General features: G+C 33.1%; 17 protein-coding genes. 6 read left to right on the forward strand and 11 right to left on the reverse strand.

Going from position 1 to position 19,855, the window contains the following annotated elements; all coding sequences use genetic code 11:
- Window positions 1-30: 30 nt before the first annotated feature.
- A complete protein-coding gene (locus RD055328_RS06945; RefSeq protein ID WP_244088067.1) occupies window positions 31-1,254 on the forward strand; it encodes an acetate/propionate family kinase in 1,224 nt (407 codons plus the stop codon).
- Here the strand turns inward: RD055328_RS06945 and RD055328_RS06950 are convergent.
- Window positions 1,240-2,145: a 1,4-dihydroxy-2-naphthoate polyprenyltransferase gene (locus RD055328_RS06950; protein WP_244088068.1), complete on the reverse strand. Its 906-nt coding sequence runs from the start codon at window positions 2,143-2,145 to the stop codon at window positions 1,240-1,242. The two genes, RD055328_RS06945 and RD055328_RS06950, sit on opposite strands and share 15 nt — an antisense overlap.
- A gap of 72 nt (window positions 2,146-2,217) precedes the next feature.
- Between RD055328_RS06950 and RD055328_RS06955 the strand changes: the two genes are divergently transcribed.
- Complete coding sequence (locus RD055328_RS06955; RefSeq protein WP_244088069.1) at window positions 2,218-3,183, forward strand: polyprenyl synthetase family protein; 966 nt, start codon at window positions 2,218-2,220, stop codon at window positions 3,181-3,183.
- Between the two features lie 25 nt (window positions 3,184-3,208).
- On the opposite strand, the gene cydC is transcribed toward RD055328_RS06955, so the two are convergent.
- The 5 genes from cydC to thiD all read right to left on the reverse strand — a co-directional run bounded on the left by cydC (window position 3,209) and on the right by thiD (window position 10,180).
- Complete coding sequence (cydC, locus tag RD055328_RS06960) at window positions 3,209-4,930, reverse strand: thiol reductant ABC exporter subunit CydC (RefSeq protein WP_244088070.1); 1,722 nt, start codon at window positions 4,928-4,930, stop codon at window positions 3,209-3,211.
- Window positions 4,927-6,660: a thiol reductant ABC exporter subunit CydD gene (gene cydD / locus RD055328_RS06965; RefSeq protein WP_244088071.1), complete on the reverse strand. Its 1,734-nt coding sequence runs from the start codon at window positions 6,658-6,660 to the stop codon at window positions 4,927-4,929. Before cydD ends, cydC begins: the two co-directional genes overlap by 4 nt.
- A 15-nt stretch (window positions 6,661-6,675) precedes the next feature.
- Complete coding sequence (gene cydB, locus RD055328_RS06970; protein WP_244088072.1) at window positions 6,676-7,689, reverse strand: cytochrome d ubiquinol oxidase subunit II; 1,014 nt, start codon at window positions 7,687-7,689, stop codon at window positions 6,676-6,678.
- Window positions 7,689-9,125: a cytochrome ubiquinol oxidase subunit I gene (locus tag RD055328_RS06975; protein ID WP_244088073.1), complete on the reverse strand. Its 1,437-nt coding sequence runs from the start codon at window positions 9,123-9,125 to the stop codon at window positions 7,689-7,691. The genes cydB and RD055328_RS06975 overlap by 1 nt, the downstream gene beginning before the upstream one ends.
- 254 nt (window positions 9,126-9,379) lie before the next feature.
- On the reverse strand, window positions 9,380-10,180 hold the full coding sequence (thiD, locus tag RD055328_RS06980; RefSeq protein WP_244088074.1) for a bifunctional hydroxymethylpyrimidine kinase/phosphomethylpyrimidine kinase: 801 nt from the start codon (window positions 10,178-10,180) through the stop codon (window positions 9,380-9,382).
- Between the two features lie 95 nt (window positions 10,181-10,275).
- On the opposite strand from thiD, the gene proC reads away from it, so the two are divergent.
- Window positions 10,276-11,046: a pyrroline-5-carboxylate reductase gene (proC, locus tag RD055328_RS06985; RefSeq protein WP_244088075.1), complete on the forward strand. Its 771-nt coding sequence runs from the start codon at window positions 10,276-10,278 to the stop codon at window positions 11,044-11,046.
- 521 nt (window positions 11,047-11,567) lie between these two features.
- Here proC and RD055328_RS06990 read toward each other — a convergent pair.
- The 4 genes from RD055328_RS06990 to RD055328_RS07005 form a co-directional block, all read right to left on the reverse strand.
- Window positions 11,568-12,038 (reverse strand): helix-turn-helix domain-containing protein, encoded by a 471-nt coding sequence (locus RD055328_RS06990; protein WP_244088076.1) that lies wholly within the window; start codon window positions 12,036-12,038, stop codon window positions 11,568-11,570.
- Window positions 12,039-12,096: 58 nt separating this feature from the next.
- Entirely contained in the window at window positions 12,097-13,149 is a 1,053-nt protein-coding gene (locus RD055328_RS06995; RefSeq protein ID WP_244088077.1) for a DUF389 domain-containing protein, read from the reverse strand.
- Window positions 13,150-13,550: 401 nt separating this feature from the next.
- Window positions 13,551-14,060 carry a GNAT family N-acetyltransferase gene (locus RD055328_RS07000; RefSeq protein WP_244088078.1) on the reverse strand — a complete coding sequence of 170 codons (510 nt, stop codon included), beginning with the start codon at window positions 14,058-14,060 and terminating at the stop codon, window positions 13,551-13,553.
- A 74-nt stretch (window positions 14,061-14,134) separates the two neighbouring features.
- Window positions 14,135-15,310: an MFS transporter gene (locus tag RD055328_RS07005; protein ID WP_244088079.1), complete on the reverse strand. Its 1,176-nt coding sequence runs from the start codon at window positions 15,308-15,310 to the stop codon at window positions 14,135-14,137.
- A 139-nt stretch (window positions 15,311-15,449) separates the two neighbouring features.
- On the opposite strand from RD055328_RS07005, the gene RD055328_RS07010 reads away from it, so the two are divergent.
- Entirely contained in the window at window positions 15,450-16,040 is a 591-nt protein-coding gene (locus tag RD055328_RS07010) for an ECF transporter S component (RefSeq protein WP_375708072.1), read from the forward strand.
- A gap of 133 nt (window positions 16,041-16,173) precedes the next feature.
- Here the strand turns inward: RD055328_RS07010 and RD055328_RS07015 are convergent, their stop codons facing one another.
- On the reverse strand, window positions 16,174-17,334 hold the full coding sequence (locus RD055328_RS07015) for a PucR family transcriptional regulator (RefSeq protein ID WP_244088080.1): 1,161 nt from the start codon (window positions 17,332-17,334) through the stop codon (window positions 16,174-16,176).
- 125 nt (window positions 17,335-17,459) lie between these two features.
- Here RD055328_RS07015 and RD055328_RS07020 point away from each other — a divergent pair, with 125 nt between their 5' ends.
- Both RD055328_RS07020 and RD055328_RS07025 read left to right on the forward strand, forming a co-directional pair.
- The gene (locus RD055328_RS07020) at window positions 17,460-18,884 is read left to right on the forward strand and encodes an MFS transporter (RefSeq protein WP_244088081.1); all 1,425 of its coding nucleotides are present in this window, start codon (window positions 17,460-17,462) and stop codon (window positions 18,882-18,884) included.
- Window positions 18,885-18,895: 11 nt separating this feature from the next.
- Window positions 18,896-19,846, forward strand: coding sequence for a nucleoside hydrolase (locus tag RD055328_RS07025; RefSeq protein ID WP_244088082.1), 951 nt, complete (start codon window positions 18,896-18,898; stop codon window positions 19,844-19,846).
- The last annotated feature ends 9 nt before the right edge of the window (window positions 19,847-19,855 follow it).

Consider the following 19,855-nt stretch of genomic DNA (forward strand, 5'->3'; position numbering starts at 1 on the left):
TAACAATCAAGAATGATATGGAGTATAACGATGGTAAAAATAATTTCAATTAATGCAGGTAGTAGCACTTTGAAATGGCAGCTATTTAATATGCCGGAAAAACAATTGATTGCTAAAGGTATGATCGATCGATTGGGCAAAAAGAATGCTGTTTTCACTGCGAAATTTGGTGATGGTAAAAAATTCAAACAAGAAGAACCGATTGAAACTAATGAAGTTGCTGCAACTTTGATACTTACTCGATTAAAAGAATTAAAAATTGTTGATAAGTTTGAAGATATAAAAGCCGTTGGTCATCGTGTTGTGGCCGGAGGAGAAATTTTCAAAAAATCTTCAATCATCACGTCTAGTTCATTAGACGATATTAAACGACTTAGTGAATATGCTCCACTACATAATCCAGTTGAAGCGTACTATATTGATGTATTTAGCAAACTGTTACCAGAAGCAATTCAGGTTGCGGTATTTGACTCATCATTTTTCAGTACATTGAGTGAAGTTAACTACTTATATAGCATAGATAAGAAATATTATGATAAATATGGTGTAAGAAAATATGGTGCACATGGAACTAGCCATCGCTTTGTAAGTCAAAGAGCTGGGCAATTATTAAGTGAAGAATCTCAAAAACGTGTAATTACATTGCATTTGGGAAGTGGTGCATCAATTAGTGCAATTAAAAACGGCCAAGCAATTGATACTTCAATGGGCTTTACTCCGCTAGCAGGAATTACTATGAGTACACGTAGCGGTGATATAGATGTGTCATTAATCCCGTATATGATGAAAAAACTTAATATCTATAATGTTGACGAATTCATAGATATTCTTAATAAGAAATCTGGTTTACTTGGTATCTCAGGAGTTTCAAATGATATGCGTGATTTAGAAGAAATTGAAGATACTAATGATAGAGCTCAATTAGCATTGGATATTTTTGTTAATCGTGTAGTTAAGTACGTTGGAGCTTACGTTGCTGAACTTGGTGGTCTTGATGCGTTAGTATTCACCGCTGGAGTTGGTGAAAATGGTGTAGAAATGCGTGAAAGAATTTGTCAAAGACTTGGGTTCTTAGGCATAAAAATAGACCCCGAAAAAAATAATGTTCGAGGTCAAGAAGTCAAAGTTAACGCAGACAATGCTCCTGTTGATATATTTGTTATTCCAACTAATGAAGAATTAATGATTGCTATGGATACTTACGATTTATTAGGAAAAGTTACAAATCAAAAAGATCAATTAATTGAAGAGTAGTCCAATAGCAAAGCTAAGAACTTGGGCAATCATAATAACTCCTAAATTTTGAGCGATACGGGGAAAAGCCGTTCGCTTATTTTGATTATGGAAGATAAATTTGGTATTCCTATAAACAAGAGGAATTATTAAAAGAGTTAATAATAGAGATGCTGGCATAAAATTCAAAATAACAGCCACGATTAAAAATGCAAAACCGGTGATATAACTGAATGCTAGGAGTTTTAATGCGGCAGGTTTTCCAATGAAGTAGACTAATGTTTTTCTCTCTAATTCAATATCTTCTTGTTCATCACAAATTGTGTTTGCAAGCAACATATTCGAGATAGCAAACATAGTTAATCCAGATGAGATAAAAATAGGCCAAACAAATTGCCAAGATAAAGAATATGAATGATAAGTATTAACATAAACGGCAATTAAAAAGATAATAAATCCCATTGTGAATCCGGAAACCGGCTCTGCAAAAGGAGTTCTGTTGATTGGATAAGGGCCAGACGCATAAAAATAACCAATTAAAAATGAAAAGACCCCTAAGGCTAATAATGGCCATCCAGTATTAATAACAAGAATTATTCCTAAAACGGTAGAAATTAAAAACAAAATGATATTAATTGTTAAGACTAATTTTGTATCTAGTTTGTTGACACCAACTACGTTAGTTTTAGTTCTGAAGGTTTCAGATTTGTCGGCGTTCAAATAATCTTGGAGGTTATCATGCACGTTAACTGCCATATGAAAAAGTACCGATGCTATTAAAAAAATAATGAAGTTCTTCCAGTCAATTAGACCATAACGGAAATAAGAATAAAAACTTCCAAGAATTACTGGTAAAATTGAGGCTGTTAAAGATTGAACTTCAATTAATTCTAAAAATACTGGCAAACGCATAAACATAATTTCCCTTTATAATTTATTTATATTATTATTAAAATAATAACAGACTTACGAGGTTTTATAACTGTGGTAAATAACATTTGGCAACCATATCCCAAATTAAGACGAAGTTTAGAAGAGACTCAAGCCTTTGTTTTGTCTAAAGTTGATGTGCGTAACAAGGAAATAGCTGATTTAATAGCAGATTTAGTTAAAGCTGGTGGTAAGATGACTAGACCGGCTTTTTTCTATTTATTCAGTGAGTTTGGTGATTCTAAGGTTGATCTAGTTGAAGGTTCGGCAACGTTAGAGATTTTACACTTAGCAACTTTGATTCATGATGATGTCATTGATAACTCGCCATTACGCCGTGGTGCGCAAACTATCCATACGAAGTATGGAATGCGAAACGCAATATATGCAGGTGATTTGTTATTTACTATTTATTTTGAACTATTAACACAAATCGCACCAAATAGAACAGATATTTTAATGAATTCCCGCAGTATGCATAGGATTCTGCTGGGTGAACTCGATCAAATGCTAATTAATGATAATCCCGATGCAACAGTGAAGATGTATCTTCGTGAAATTAGTGGTAAGACAGCTGAACTTTTTTCTTTAAGTGCTATATTCGGTGCTGTAATGGGAAAAGCTGATGAAAGTATCATTAAAAAAGCAAAATATATTGGACATGATATTGGTATGGCTTTTCAGATTATTGATGATTTGTTAGATTATTCCACATCTAAAAAAACAGGAAAACCTGTGTTAGAAGATTTGTCCAATAAGATATATTCACTGCCAATAATTCTCGCTTTAAAAAATGATTCAGGTGAATTACGAGAGCTATTAGAAGAAGAAGTATTAAACAACGAACAAAAGAAACGAGCTGTTGAATTAATCGAACAAAATAATGGTCTTGTTGAAACAAAGAAAATAGCTGATCATTATACAATTCGTGCTTTAGATCGTATTAAAACATTGCCGGATAATGAAGCAAAAAAAATTCTAATTAATATAACCAAGCAAATGCTAAAAAGAGGTAAATAAAAAAAAGACGTCTTAGACGTCTTTTTTATTTACCTTGATCCATTTTGTATAGTTCTTGGAAATGTTTATTTGTTTTATATAATTCAACCGGATTACCTTGCATCTCAATTTGTGAATCTGACAAGAAAATGACTTTATCAGCGTGATTAATGCTATGTAGATGGTGAGTTACCCAAATTATAGTTTTGTCGCTTAAAACGTCAAATAGCGTCTCTAAGAGTTTGTTCTCTGTAATTGGATCTAAACCAACTGTTGGTTCGTCTAACAAGACGATTGGAGTGTCTTGCAAGAGAATACGAGCTAAGGATAGACGTTGTTTCTCTCCACCAGAGAAACGCTGACCTGATTCCTCAACCAAAGTGTCATACTTTTGTGGAAGTTTTTCGATTGTTTCTTTCATGCCGACTCGTTGAATGGCTTCTTTGACTTGTTCTTCAGTAGCGTGTTCGTTACCTAGTCGAATATTATTCATAACTGAGGTATTGAATAAGAATGGATCTTGATTCAATACCGAAAAGAGTTCTGTACGCTGGTCTTGCAACTGTAAGACATCAACGTCATTAATAGTTATTTTACCCTTAATGGCTTGTAAGTCTCCCATTAACAACTGCAAAATAGTTGTTTTTCCAGAACCACTAGGGCCAATGATTGCTAATTTATTACCATTAGGAATAACTTGGCTGAAATCAGTAATTAATTCTTTAGATTCTGATGAGTAATTGAAAGAAACATTATCTATTTTTATATCAGTTTTATCTAAGTCAATTGTTGTTTGTGCAGGTAATTGTTGATCTACAGTTTGGATACCATTTAGTCGTTGTATAGAATCTTTATATTCAGGCCATTCTTCAAAACCTTGACTCACTGGGATCAATGAATCTGACAATGGAAGTAATCCCAAAGCAAATGCAGCTACCCAGTTTGCTTGTTCTTGGTTTCCAGTGAAATATAAGTTTGTAAAGATTAGTAGAGTTACTATCATTATTCCAAAAACGACATTCAATAAGAAATCTCGACTTTGAGTAAATGACATGCTTTGTATTTTAGAAACATTCAATTGATGAATGTTATCGTTTGTTAGATTCTTAAAATCAGCTTGTCGATTAGCAATTATCCAGTCATTAGCGCCCAAGATATTATCCGTTAGTTCGGTATATAACTGTGCCTTGATTTGTTTCTGGTGAGCCTTACGAGCTGACTCGACAGCAACCGATACTAAAGGAACTAAGACTGTTTCAACTACAAGCAATAACAAGATTAATAAGCCGAACCAAATGTTGAAGAAGCCAATTCCTAAACTAACAAGAATGACTACGATATAGCCAATAATGGCTGGAAATACGGTACGAAGAAAGAGATTTTGGATATGGTTAATATCTTCTGCCAATAAACCAAGGATTTCACCTGATTTATGTTCTTCGTTAAAATAACTAGCATCTTTTTCTAACGTCTTATATAACCTAGTTCGTAAATCAGAAGTAACTTTAAGCACCCAGTTATGGCTACGAAGTCTTTCTAAGTAACGAAATACAGGACGACCAATACCAAATGCTCTTGTGAGTAGGACTGGCACATAAATTAAAAGAATGTTATAAGGGCGAGTTGCTGACTTATCAATAGTGTAGCCAGATGTAAACATCAAAGCGCCACCACAAAAGACAGTTAGAGTTCCTAAAATAAATATCATTCTCAATAGAGGTTTATATTTTTTTAAGTAAGGTTTCACCCAAGTGTCATTTTTTATCATAGGTTCTCACCTCGCATTTGATTGATCAGTTGAACATAATAACCATTGCTGGCCGTTAAATCATCAGGAGTTCCCTGTTCCACAATGGCTCCGTCTTTCATAACCAAGACATAATCCATTTCGTTAATCCAATGTAATCGATGAGTTGCAAAGACAACTAAATGATCTTTGAAAGCTTGATTGAAGGTTTTCTTCAATTCGTATTCAGTTTCAATGTCTAAATGAGCAGTAGGCTCATCAAGGAGGATAATCTTTCTTGAATTATCTAATACAGCTCTTGCAATCATAATACGTTGAGCTTGCCCACCTGAGATACCACGACCACCTTCACCGACAACAGTATCCAACCCGTTAGGGAGTGAATCTATGAAGCTAGTTAAGTTAGCGGTAGCAACGGCAGAATTAATCTCTTCAAGAGAAGCTTCTGGTTTATAAAAGACAATATTATCTTTTATAGTTCCAGAGAATAAATAGGGTTTTTGTGGAATATATGAAAACAGTTTTTGCCAGTTTTTTTGTGCGAAGTTCGGTATTTGATGATTATTAACTGTGATATTTTGTCCGCTAGATGAGTTAAGAAAACCACCCAGTAAATTAATTAAGGTTGTTTTACCTGACCCAGATTCACCGATAACACCAATCTTATTAAAACCGGATAATTCAAAGTTTACGTCATGCAGATCTGCATCAGGTTGAGTATCATCATAGTTGAAATTTAAGTTCTGTACTTTTACTGTACTTGATATTTCCCAGGAAATAGCCGGAAGCTCGTTGTTATCTTCGTTATCAGGAACTTCAAGAATATTAAGTAGATTATTCATAGCATTTTTACCATCTAATGTTGCATGATAGTCGTTAGAAAAATCTCTTAATGGTAAGAAATATTCAGGAGCTAAGATAAGACTAATTAAAGCAGGATATAGTGTGATATTCCCGTTGATCAAACCTAACCCAAGAAAGACAGCAAGTATGGCAATTGATAAAGTAGTAATCCAATCAAGAGCAAAGGTTGAAAGAATGGCTACTCTTAGTGTACTAATTGTACTCTTACGATAGTCTTCACTGACCTTATAAATATTCTTAGTATATCGCTTGCTTAAACCAAGCATTTTTAGAGTTGGAAGTCCACGAAGTGAATCTAAGAAATGATTTGATAATACAGTGTATTGAGCATACTGACGATCAGCCTTGTCTTGAGCAGCATAGCCTAGAATAATCATAAAGAGAATAATTAAAGGAACCAAAATAGTTAAGATTATTCCAGATTTAATATCTTGGAAATACACATAGACTAGTAATACTGGCGGAATGATGGACATATTCATCATTTTTTCTAGTACTAGATTAATATAATTTTCAGCTTCATCCATTCCATCAAGAGCGGTAGTAACAAGGTTACCAGTTCCTCTTTTACCGATCATTTTGGGGCCAGTAGTGTATATCTTATCAAGTAATGATGAACGTAAATCATCAGCTATTTTTTGAGCGTGAACATGCAAGTAACGACGCTTGATAAGTGTCGTTAAATGTCTAATTAAAAACACCACAAAGAAAAGTGTCGTTGGAAGAATTATAGTATTAAGTGATTTTTGCTCCCAGGAATTCACAAGCGCACGCGATAAGAACGTAGCTTGTAATAAAATAACAAATGCTTGCAAGACTGTTAGCCCTGCAAGCATCGTAAGCAACTGTTTAATTCCTGGTAAGCGCATGAGACGCTTATCAATCATTTATTTCACAGCTTTCTAATATTTATTTTCGCCTTCAGTACTTACACGTTTTCTAAAAATGTAGTATGACCAAATGAAGTATCCCAACATAATTGGTAATAATACACAGGTTACAACTGTCATAATAGTTAATGTATAAGGTGAGGCAGCAGCATCTTTAATTAAGATACTGTGTGCAGGGTTTGTAGCTATCATAACACGTGGGAACAAACCATTGAATAGTAAGATCACGACAAAAGCTAATGACAAACCACTGCCAATAAGAGATATTCCTTCTTTATTTTTCAATGTTCCGAAGTATCCTAGTAGACTCGATACTACTATCAATAATGTGATAATTAATGAAGATACGAATCTTTCAGTGAAGAAGTCTGTTTGGAAGTAAACCAATACTGCAAAAACAACTTCACCAGCGAATAGTACGGGATAAAGAATTTTATTTAAATCTAAAGCGCGTTTTCTTAAAACACCGGTAGTTTTTAGACGGATAAAGTTAAGTCCGTGCACAAGTGATAATAAGGTACCGGCAACTCCTCCAACAATTGATAGAGGATTAACAACTTGACTAAAAGTAACAAAAGCATTACCTTGCGCGTCCATTGTAACGCCTTGAACCATGCTTAAGAACATCATGCATAGTAAGAAAGGAGCAGCTGTACTTCCGATAAATAACATCCATAACCAGAAGTTTTTGCCTCTTTTTGTTTCAGCGTGAGCAGTGAATTCGAATGAAACACCACGCAAAATTAAAGCAGTTAAAAATAGTAGTAAAAGAATATAGTAGCCTGAAAATAGTGAAGCATACCACATTGGTAGTGAAGCAAACATTGCTCCACCAGCAGTTACTAACCAAGTTTCATTACCGTCCCAATGAGGTCCGATTGATGACATTAAAGCCAATCTTTCTTCTTGGTTTTTTGCGATTAAGCGAGTTGACATTCCGACTCCGTAGTCGAATCCTTCTAAGAAGAAGAAACCTACGAATAATACACAAATCAGAATGAACCATAATAGTTGTAAGGCTGTCATTATTTAAATGCCTCCTTATTTAAAGGATCAACATTCAAAGTCTCAGATTCTCCATCAAAACTTGGTCCGTGATTAAGAGTTTTCTTAGAATACCAAATCATCACGCCACCTAGTAAAGTGAAGAGTGAGAAGTAAAGAATGTTACTAAATAGTAATTGACCGGCAGTTGATGTTGGTGAAACTGCATCGGCAATTGTATACAATCCGTAAACAATCCAAGGATATCTGCCTAGTTCGGTAACTAACCAACCAGCTGTATTACCAATAAATGGAAGCCAGATAGTGAATCCAAGAACGTAAAGCCACCAACGTTTAGTTTCAACATTATCAGTTTTTTTACGGTTGAAGTATAGACCTAGAATTGATAGTAAGAAGAATAGAGAACCAATTCCAGTCATAACACGGAAACTCCAGAATAGAGTCTTTGGTGGTACGTAGTAGTCTTTTATTTTGTGACCAAACTTAGCATCAAACTTTTCGTGTAGTTCTTTATTAATAGTATTCATACCTTTAACTGAACCTGATGGTTTGTGATAAGTAAGAATACTTAATACGTAAGGAACTTCAATTTTTGCGCCAACTTTATGATTCTTTGAGTCTATTGTTTGTACAATAGCCCAAGGTGCAGGGTCACTGGTATCTTCGTAGATACCTTCTGTAGCAGCGAATTTCATTGGTTGATCTTTGATAACTTGTTGCATCTGAAGATCACCAGTTATTAAAGTGATTGCTGAAGCAAACATAGCAACCCACATAGCAACGCGCATTGATTTCTTATAGAAAGGAACTTCTTGTTTCTTCAAGATTCCCCATGCACTCATACCAGCGATTACAAAAGCTGCTGTAGCAAAAGCCGCAATAATCAAATGCGGAAAGACATTCCATAATTGTGGATTTTTAAGAACTGCTGAGAAATCTAGTAGCTTAACTCTTTGGGTAACTGTATTAATAGCGTAACCAGTTGGATGTTGCATAAAACTATTAGCAGCTAAAATCCAAATAGCTGATAACATTGTTCCAATTGATGTTAGCCAGATAAATGATAAATGAAGACCTGGTTTCACACGATCCCAAGTAAACATCCATAAACCTATAAAAACAGATTCCATAAAGAAAGCTAATAAAGCTTCAATGGCTAAAGGAGCCCCAAAAATATCCCCCATAAAACGTGAATAATTTGACCAATTCATACCGAATTGGAATTCTTGAATAATACCAGTAACAATACCGACAGCAAAACTAAGTAGGAAGATTTTTCCCCAAAATTTTGTCATCTTTTTATAAACATCATCTTTTTTGACTACATACAGTGTTTCCATGATAGCGATGATGAATCCCATTCCGATTGAAAACGGAACAAAGAAGAAATGGAAAATCGTTGTCATCGCAAATTGGAAACGAGCCAAATTGAGAATGCTAAGTCCAAGACCAAACATTATTTATATCCTCCTTTTTTATACTTTCAATAGTAAGTTTACGAGTGACAATGTATATAATCAAGGGGTTAACAGAATTTATACAGTAAAAAAAAGAATTCGACGAAGTTCGACCACAAAAGGTATGTAAACGTGTACAAAAATAAGTTTTCATCGTTAACTTTATGCGCGAAAATCTGATGTTTTCTTCATATATATGCTTGTTTAAAATAATAAAAAAAGCAATGAGTTTATACTCATTGCTGAAGATGTGATTATAATTTTACAAAATGGTTAATTGGACCAAACTTATGACCAACAGCTATTTCATTTTTAATGGCTGCATGTGTGAATTTTTTAGCAGTAGCAACACTATCAGCAATTGAATTACCTTTAGCAATTTCTGACACGATACAAGCTGCTAAAGTATCGCCGGTTCCATTAACGCGATCTGTTTTAATGTATCCTTCAGAAAGCCAAGTTGTTTCGCCATTTTCTAATAGAAGTAAGTCACGGACCTCAGTTTGTGAGTCGTCATTATGACTACCTTTTAGTAGGACGTTCTTAACTCCCATAGCTTGCAACTTCTTGGCAGCGATTAACATATCTTCATCGTTAGTTATTTTCATGTCAGCTAATTTTTGAGCTTCAAAGAAATTAGGAGTAATCATATCGGCTAATGGAAGCAGTTGATTTACAAGTGTTTGATAAGCAGATTCCTCTAATAACATATTACCGTGTTTAGTGATGATAACAGGATCTAATACAAAGAAACCGAAATCATACTTTTGAATATTTTCGACAACTGATTCAATAGTAGCTGTGTCAGCTAACATTCCAGTTTTAAAAGCTGAAATTGTAAAATCTTCAGCTAAGGCAGCACATTGAGCGTTGATAAATTCAACGGGCATTACATGGCTGGCAGATATTTGATAAGAATTACCAGCAACAGCTGCAGTTAGTACCGACATACCGTAGGTATCGCGTGCCATGAAAGTTTTTAAGTCAGCCTGTGCTCCGGCGCTTCCATCACAGTCAGAACCAGCAATTGTGAGAACCTGAGGATATGAAATCATAAAGTTACTCCTTTTAATTGTATTTACAAGTTGAATAATACCACAATTACGAGTAATAGTTTATAGTAATAAAAAAGGTAAGTTAGGAGCAAGTGATGAAAGTCGGATTTATTGGTGCCGGTAGTATCGGCGGAGCTATGATTAAAGGGTTAATTAATTCTGGTGTGGACCCTGAAGACGTATTAGTTAAAGGTGGGCATTCAAATCGCGCGCAAGAATTACAAAAAGAGTTGCAATTTAATTTAATAACTAATTACGATGAACTTAAAGTAACAGATATAATTATTGTGGCAGTTGGTAGCCCAGCTTTAGATGGTGTTTTCTCAGAATTGAAGAAGATAGTAAAAGACCAACCAGTAGTGTCAGTTTCGGGTGGATCAACTATTGAATTTATGCATAATTACCTTCCTAACTATTCGGTTGCTCTCGCTATTCCGAATACTCCAGTAAGTATTGGTGAAGGTGTGACAGGAATTTCTTATGCTGAAGAATTTACGCAAGAACAACGCGACATTGTGAAATCGGTTTTTGAGAAAATGGGACAATTGATTGAAGTTCCAGAATCACAATTAGGAATTTTTGGTACAGTTGCTGGATGTTCACCCGCGTTTATTGATGTATTAATAGAAGCACTAAGTGATGCAGGTGTGTTAAATGGATTACCTAGACAATTGTCGTATGATGCGGTTATTCAAATGTTGATTGGTTCAGCTAAGCTTGCTCAACAACACAACGGTCATGTTGCTGAATTAAAAGATCAAGTAACAAGTCCCGGTGGTAGCACTATTCGAGGAGTTGCGGCATTAGAAGAAAATGGATTTAGAAATGCTTTGATCAAAGCGGTAGATGCAGCGCAAAATGGATAACAAAAAAGGTCGCCAGATGGCGACCTTTTTTGTTTGGCTAGAGCCTATTTCATAATGACAATTAAAGGTATAAGAGCGGCAATAATAATTATTATGATAGGTAATATTATATAAATTGATGATAAAGTTTTAATATTTAAATCTTTAATAATTAGTTTATTAAACGAAACAAAAGTTATTAAGGTGCAAATAAGAGCAGCGAATTGCATCACAGTTTGAAAAGTAGTGATTGGTTTGAAAAGTGTAACTACATAATTTACTGTTATTAAAGTTAGACAATTCAATATTAAAAAGTATTTTTTCATGTTAAGTTCCTCATCTATATTAATTTACGTGGCATCACTTTCATATTATTAGATAAAGAACGTTAAAAATAAAAGAAATAATTGATTGCTTTTATTGTTGCGAAACTAACAACGTGAATAACCGTTGCTATATGTGTCTTATGGGCATTGTAAAAATACTGAATGTAAATTATTTATTACGTAGTACTTAATCAATTATAGATAATAAATTGGTAGTTAAATAATTGAAATCGTACTAAATCCTAAAAATTCAGTAATAAAAATATATATAACAAAACAATTATACAAAATAGCACAGATACAGATTATATTTATTAATTTATAAAACGTGTTATTTTTTTTATTTTTAAGTAATAAAAACGGAACTATAACAAGACCTAAAGGAGCGACCAGAAATTGTATACATGCAAGTAAAAGTAGAAAAAAACTCTCATCGTTTCTCTCAGGAACAATATTTTTGGATTTTGGTAATCTTGAAGTTGTCTTAATCTTAGGTGTCAAAATTAATTGTTGAATATCACAATGATATAGCTCACTTAGTTCGCTTAAGATATCAAGATTGGGAGTGATTTTACCGATTTCCCATTGGGAAATAGTTTGTCTAGTTACGTGTAAGTGTTCAGCAACGAATTCTTGTGTGAGTTTTGATTTTTTACGATACTTTTTTAAGTTCTCTGAAATTTCCATTACATACCTCTTATATTTCGCATTAATAGCATACAAAAAGACTAGTCGAATGACTAGCCTACTTCTTTGTATCTTTTTTATCGGAGTCGGAATTCTTTGTTTGTTTATTTGTTTCTTTTTCAAGCTTGTTGTCAATATACTGATCAATGTATTTAGTGGCATCACGACTATCTAACTCATTTAAGTTAGGTAACTGTTTGATAGTCAACTTAGTATCTTTTAATCCAAACTCAGGTAAATCATTTTCAATTTTTGATATTTCCTTTTTTGAAAGGCGTTCACCGGATACTGTGAGTGTAAGTGATTTTTTATCTTCATTATATTTTTGATTTAAGACAATATAATCTGAGAAATCATTGTCTATCAATTGATTAATTGCTGTAGTACGAATGCTTTCTTGTACCAAATTTGATGCGGAGAAAACACTTGGAATAACAATTAATAAGCTGATAATAACAAGAAGCTTTGTTAATTTTTTGTTTTCGTCGGCACTGATTTTTTGATGTAGGGGAAAGCGCATGAATCTAACCCCGATAAATGTGGCGGTAACGATGAAAGCACAGTTAATAATAAATAAGTAAGAAGATCCTAGAAAATATGACAAGTTTCTTGTGGCAATAGAATATCCAATCGTACAAACTGGTGGCATTAATGCGGTGGCAATAGCAACGCCAGGGACAATGTTATTACTACCTTTTTGTCTGGCACCGATAATTCCGGCTAATCCACCAGCAAAGGCAATGATTACGTCCCAGATAGTAGGGTAAGTTCTCGCGATGATCTCACTACTTGCGTAAGTGATAGGTGAGATGGCGAAATACAACGAAGAAACTATTAAGCTGAAAAAAACTTCGACTCCTAATAGACTTAATGCTTTACGCAAAGTTGAAGAATCAAACGTTGATAGTCCATAACCAATCCCTAAAAGTGGAGTCATCAACGGGGATATTAACATAGCACCAATGATCACCGGAATTGAGTTCATATTTAAACCAATTGAGGCAATTAAAATGGCACACATTAAAATAACTGAATCACTAGCTTTTAATTTTAAGTCAGCTCTAATTTTTTCTCTGAATTCAGATGCTGAGAAGTTATAATCTTTTTGCATACGGTTTCCCCTTTATATAGTTATTAATAATGAATGAAAATTAAAATTATTTCAATATTAATAACAAATAAAAAGCCCACTGAATAGTGGGACTAGTCTATTAAGGACGTCTATAAATATCATGTGCAAGAAATAAAAGTAATATCCCAACTAAAAGGTCAGACAATTTATGTAATAAATCGCAATTATCAGTTAATGAAAAAAAGCAGAGCATAATACCTATAACAACGTTAAAAACAATAGTGAATTTTTTAATCATATTAAGTTATTTCAATATCCTCCATAGATTTATACTTAGTATGACGTAACTAAATCTCGGTTGTAAGCAACTAAGTGTTTGCTAGCTAGGAGGACAACGGTTTGGGACATAAATGTAAGGCTATTGTTGCGTAAAAATAGGTCTATTTATCAGGTTTTTCTATTTTGTACTTATACACGGTCATGAAAGTTCCATCTACTGATGAAGTTTCATCCCACTTCTCTACAAAGTGCATACCCATTTTTTGCATTACTTTTCCTGAATTAGGATTGTTTTCGGCATGGTATCCGTATAATTGCGTAACTTGTAAATTTTCAAAGGCGTATTTAATTAGGGGGATTCCGGCTTCAGATGCGTAACCTTTTCCCCATGCTACTTGTCTAAGGGCATAAGTTATATTTGGCTCATCGCTATCGAAATGAAATTCAAAAAATCCAATAAGTTCGTTGGTTTGTTTTTCAGCGATTGCAAAAACTTCTGAGTTATTTAAAAAATGATTTTGAAAAGCCTCATCAAAATCTTCATCTGTGTTAATCATCCTATATCTGACGTAAGCCATGGCTGTTTTATCATATACCAGTTGTTTTAGTTCAGGTTTATCTGAATTTTCAATTGGTCGTAATATTAATCTATCTGTTGTGATTGTTGTCATGTAAGAATCTCCAATATTTAACTAAGTCAAAATATTTTACAACTATAAGAGAAAATAAAAAAGCATAGCGCTCACTATGCTTTTTTGTGTGTATTTAGTATTTTATTTAAGATAATTACTGCGATTAATGAAATTACCGCATAGATTGTGCTACCAAAACCGATGCTTGTAAGTCCTAAGTTGCTAACAATTAGGCTACCTGTTGCCGATCCAATTGAGATACCTAGGTTAAAGAACACAGGATTAAATGATGCAGCTAAGACCATTGATTGAGGATAAGATTCTTCAGCAACGTCGAAGAAATGAACGGTAATTGAGGCACCTAACAATCCGGTAACTAATTCAAAAGTTAATATTACACCGACACTGAAAACAGAATTATGATACGAAAACGGCATGAGCATAAACAAGATAATTTCTGCGGTTAAAATATAAGGAAATAATTTCAATCCACCATGAGTAGCAACGACTGCTGCTAATTGACTACTTATTATAGAGATAACTCCAATTATGAATAGAATAAAACTTAATTCCATGTTATTAAAATCGATGAGTCTGGTAAAAATAGGTGCCATGAAAGTATTGAAAACGTGTGTGGCAGAAGCTACAAAAACTGGAATTAATAATCCAATAATGATTCTTTTATCTTTGAAGATAGCCAACTGATTACTACCATTTTTTGAAGGAGCAGATTTCAAATCCTGAGGCAAGGATAGAATAGCTAAGGTTAAGGTCACAGTTGATAAAGCAATAATCACCCAAAAAGCAATATGCCAACTAGAGATTGTACTGATATAAGTACCAACAGGAACTCCCACTACTGTTGCGATGCTAAACCCAGAAAAAATCCAGGCAATAACTACGGGCCTTTTTTGCGGAGTGGAAATTGCGTTTCCGTAAGTAAGAGCAATTGAAATCAAAGATCCAGAAACAGCGGCAGTGATGACACGTGAAATCACAAGCATTGAATAGTTAATTGAAGTGGCGCTTAAAATGTTGCCGAGGATATAAATTAACAAAAGAACAATCATTGCATGATAATATTTGAACTTGCTAATTAACATTGTGATTAAAGGCGTACAAATTGCGTAAACAAAAGCAAAAATAGTTACTAATAGTCCAATAGTAGAAACAGGCTTAGAAAATTCGAGAGCAAGGTCGTTAAGAATACCAACAATTAGGAATTCACTACAACCAAGAGTAAAAGCAATTAAGATGAGTACCGCAAACCGTACATTAAATGATTTCATATATTAATCCTCGTTTATTCAATTTAAATAGATTATCAAACTGAGCTAATAAGTAAAGCAATTAAGTTTATCATTAGATAGATGGTAGAGTTTAGTGAAATTTGGTAAGATTGAAGATAAATTTAAAAGGAGATTACTGATGGACAAATCAAAATCATATAAAATCGCTATTCGTGGAATATTAATCGCAATTATTATTGTTCAATCTTTAGTCCCTTTGCTAGGTTATTTACCGTTAGGATTTGTAAATGTCACAATTATTCATATTACAGTAATTATAGCGGCAATAGTTTTAGGCCCGGCTGATGGGGCTTTGATTGGATTGATTTGGGGAATTGCGACTGTGATTAGAGCAGCTACTGCCCCCACATCACCACTAGATCCAATTGTTTTTGTTAATCCGATTATTTCAATATTACCAAGAATTTTGGTTGGATTATTTGCGGGCTGGACATATCGAGGATTGAAAAAATATTCGAACAAAATCTTTGCAATGGGAGCTGCAGGTGCTGTTGGCTCGATAACTAATACTGTTTTGGTATTAGCATTGATGAGAATAATGTACGAAGGATTACTTGCTAGCACTTATAAAGTTAGTACCGGAGCTTTAAACGGAGTATTAATGGGTATTGTTGGTGCTAATGGTATTCCAGAAATGATTGCTGCGATTATCTTGGTACCATTAATTGCTATGGCAATTTTAAGAACTAATAAATTCTTAGATAAATAAAAAAAGCATTCACGGGAGTTAAACGTGAATGCTTTTTTATTATAAGGAAGATTGGATTCATTAATCCATCACCAATTAGTTGTGTTTAACTGGTGATAAAAGATATTACGCAAGGTTAGTGAAAAGTGGCTTTTTAATTATACAATTCAACAGACAGTAGTAAAGCTAATTTGTCTCTAGAGTTATTTATTTCTAACCCAGTCAATCTTGTAATTTTTTTTAAGTTGTATCTGAGAGTATTTTCGTGGATAAAAAGTTCTTTAGCAGTATCTTTAACGGATTCGTTATTTTTAAAATAAACTATTAAAAAATTAAATAAATTGTTAGTTATTAATTTGTGTTTTGTTTTAATGATATACTCATACGCATAACTATCAACATTAACATTATTAGATAAATCTAAAAATAGTATTTCTAAAACTGAGGGTAAGTAATTTTTATATTTATGAGATTTCATATATTCTGACAATTTTGATACTTGAATAAAATTGTAATAAGAATCATTTGGATTGCCGGCATTAATAGTTGACCCATAAATAGTTATATTTCTGATTAAAAATGATTTTAAAATATCGTTAAATAATGAATTCACATCTTGTTCTGAAGATTTATTTTCTAGTTGATTTTTGGAAAAGAATATAAAGTAGATTATTTTTTTACCTAAGTTCACATTGAAATGATATTTTATTCTATTTTGATTTTTAAAAATTTCTAAGTTTTTGTAGGTATTTTGAATAAATTCAAATTGTTTTAGTTGAGGGTCACTATCATCAAATTCAAATGAATATTCTTTCATTAAGGTGTCGTTTAAATCAATATCAGCTAATGTTGATAATATATTAACTCCTTGATTGTCATTATTTAAAAGCATATTTGTTAGTTCATATTTGATTAAATTACTTTTGCTTTTTGAATCAAATAGAACTGTGTTTACATCATTCATAAGTTTGGTGTAATTTATGTCGTTTCTTATTTTTAAAATAGGAATATCAAATTGAATAGAAAATTTTTTAACATTATCGTTTAATTTATAATCAGTAGCTGTTGGCTTTGTTGCCAGAGCTGCTATTTTTTTATCTGAAAAGATACCAAAATAATACTCTAAATGTTTGACGTTTATTTTATCTAGGATTTTGTTATCTATTAAAATTATTTCACCACCTTGAACCCAATCATTAAAATTAAACGTTTCAATAATAGTAATTGAGGAAACAACCCTATATTCAGTATTTATTGTGGTTAAATTTTCCAATTCATTATCAATGGCGGTTAATAGATTGTTTAAGTATATCATTGTTTAAACACACAACTTTCTAGATTAATAATTGTTTGTTTCTACATAACAATTAATGTTAATTTATCATAAAATAAAAGCGCTTACAAATATTAATTTAGCAACTTTTTAGAAGGAGATTTATTATGGTGAAGAAAGAAAATGCCACTAACGGGATTGTAATTCCCGCTGAAGGTACAGAGGAATTTGCGAAGCTGAATAAAATGGCAAAAAAAGCAATTCCGCTTGTACTTATTATTTTTATTTTTGGTATTTTAGAGCAACAAGCTTTTGGTATGATTTTTGTTAATATTGGAAAGGAGTTAGGGCAACCTGCTCTTTCATCTTTAATTACATCGCTTCCAGGAATTGTATTGGGAGTGATTTCTGTGATTTATGGTTCACTTGGAGACTTCGTTTCATTAAAAAGAATGACATTAATTGGTATTGGTATTTTTGCAATTGGATCAATTATCGGGTTTATGTTTTCTGGTAATATTTGGGCAGTAATCATTGCACGAATACTACAATCAGCAGGTGGTCAAGTGCCGGGTTCAGTGTTCTTAGTCCTTGTGTCGAAATATATTGAGAGTAAAAATAGAGTGGTTTATTATAGTATTTTTACTGCGGTGTTTAGGTTGTCAGCAGCCGTTGGAGTTTTAGCAGCTGGATATATTATGAAGTTAGATTGGCGTTGGTTATTTTTAATTCCATTAATCTCACTTTTATTTATTCCGTCTTTGTCAAAAACTCTACCAGATATGAAGGCGTCAGGAACTCGTGTTGACGTAAGCGGATTAGTTATCGCTGCCTTATTTGTAGGTTCATTAACCATGTACTTCACAAATATGAATTGGATATGGTTGATATGTGCTGCGGTATTCTTAATTTCTTTTGTTCTATACATCAATAAAGCTAAAGATCCATTTATTACTCCAAAATTCTTTATGAATCCTGCTTTTGTTATGACTATGGTTGTTATATTTGTTGGATACTTCTTTAGTTATACATTGAATGCTGGAGTTAATGCTATTGGTTTGAATGTATTCCACATCGATTCTGCAGAAGTTTCAAATTTATTGGTATGGTCTGTACTATTAGCGTGTGTGCTTGGTTTTGTAAGTGGAGCAATTATTAAAAAAATCGGCAAGACAGCTTCAATTATTGGAGCCCTAACATTTATGGGGCTAGGATTAATTGCAATAGCTGTATTGATACCGTATGGTAAAGTTATGACATTAGCAATTGCACCATGTATTTATTACTTTGGGACAGCATTTTTCTATTCTCCAATAGTTGATACTGCAGCGAAAACTGTACCCGCAGAAGAATCTGGACGTGTTCTTGGTTTTAATGATTTAATCCAAGCAATGACAGGATCAATTGGAGTTTCAATTTTTGGTAATATGATGGCAAATAATGCTTTTAGTGGTGGAAGTATAGTTAATACCACAAAGGGTGCTACATCAACGTATGCAAACATTTTCTTAATTGGTGGGCTAATTGTCTTAGCTGCAATGGTAATTTTTGTTGTATTCAAAAAAACAATATATAGTAAAGAAAGAAGATAAAAGGTGTAGAAATGGAAAAAGTTATTTATGATTGTGACCCTGGTCATGATGACGCTGTTGCGTTAGCGATTGCAATTGAATCAAAAAATATTGACTTATTAGCTATTACTACAGCTGCTGGTAATCAATTACAAGAAAGAACATTTAACAATGCTCGATCACTATTAAAGTTATTTAAAAGGACAGATATTCCTGTTTATAAAGGAGCTCCTAAACCTTTGTTAAGAGATTTGATTATTGCTGATTATGTACATGGCAAAACTGGAATTGACGGTACAACTTTACCATCTAATGAAGATATACCTAAAACTACTGATAGTGCTAATGATGCAATGTTTAATATCATTTCTAATTCAAAAGAAAAAATCACTATAGTTGCTACAGGTCCTTTAACGAATGTTGCAATTTTGTTGCTTTCGCATCCAGAAATAAAATCAAACATTAAACAGATTGTATTTATGGGAGGCGCTGCATTTGGGGGAAACTATACACCTAATGCTGAGTTCAACATTTACGTTGATCCAGAAGCGGCTGAAATTGTTATGCAATCTGGAATACCAGTTTATATGTTTGGATTAGATACAACAATGAAAGCACAATTTTACACTAAAGATATTGAAGACCTTGATAAAGCAGGCTATGTGTCTAAGAAATTTGCTGACTTGTTGAACTTTTTTAAAAAGAGTAATACAGTCCCAATTTTTAATGAGGGTGAAGAAGAAGGAATTCATATGCACGATCCTTGTGCTATGGCTTTTCTAGATAATCCTGATATATTTAAAATGTATAAATTATATGTTTCGATAGATAGAGATGCAGGACAGTCGTTAGGAATGACTGTGGTTGATTACAATCAAACAACAGGTAAGGAACCTAATGTTCATGTTTCGTTTGGTTTAAAGAATGAATTGCTAATAGATTTAATTAAAAAATCTATGTTTGAGTTGGATAAAGAATATTAGATAGAGAAA

This window comes from Companilactobacillus sp. RD055328 (assembly GCF_022835675.1).
Classification (GTDB): domain Bacteria; phylum Bacillota; class Bacilli; order Lactobacillales; family Lactobacillaceae; genus BQUT01.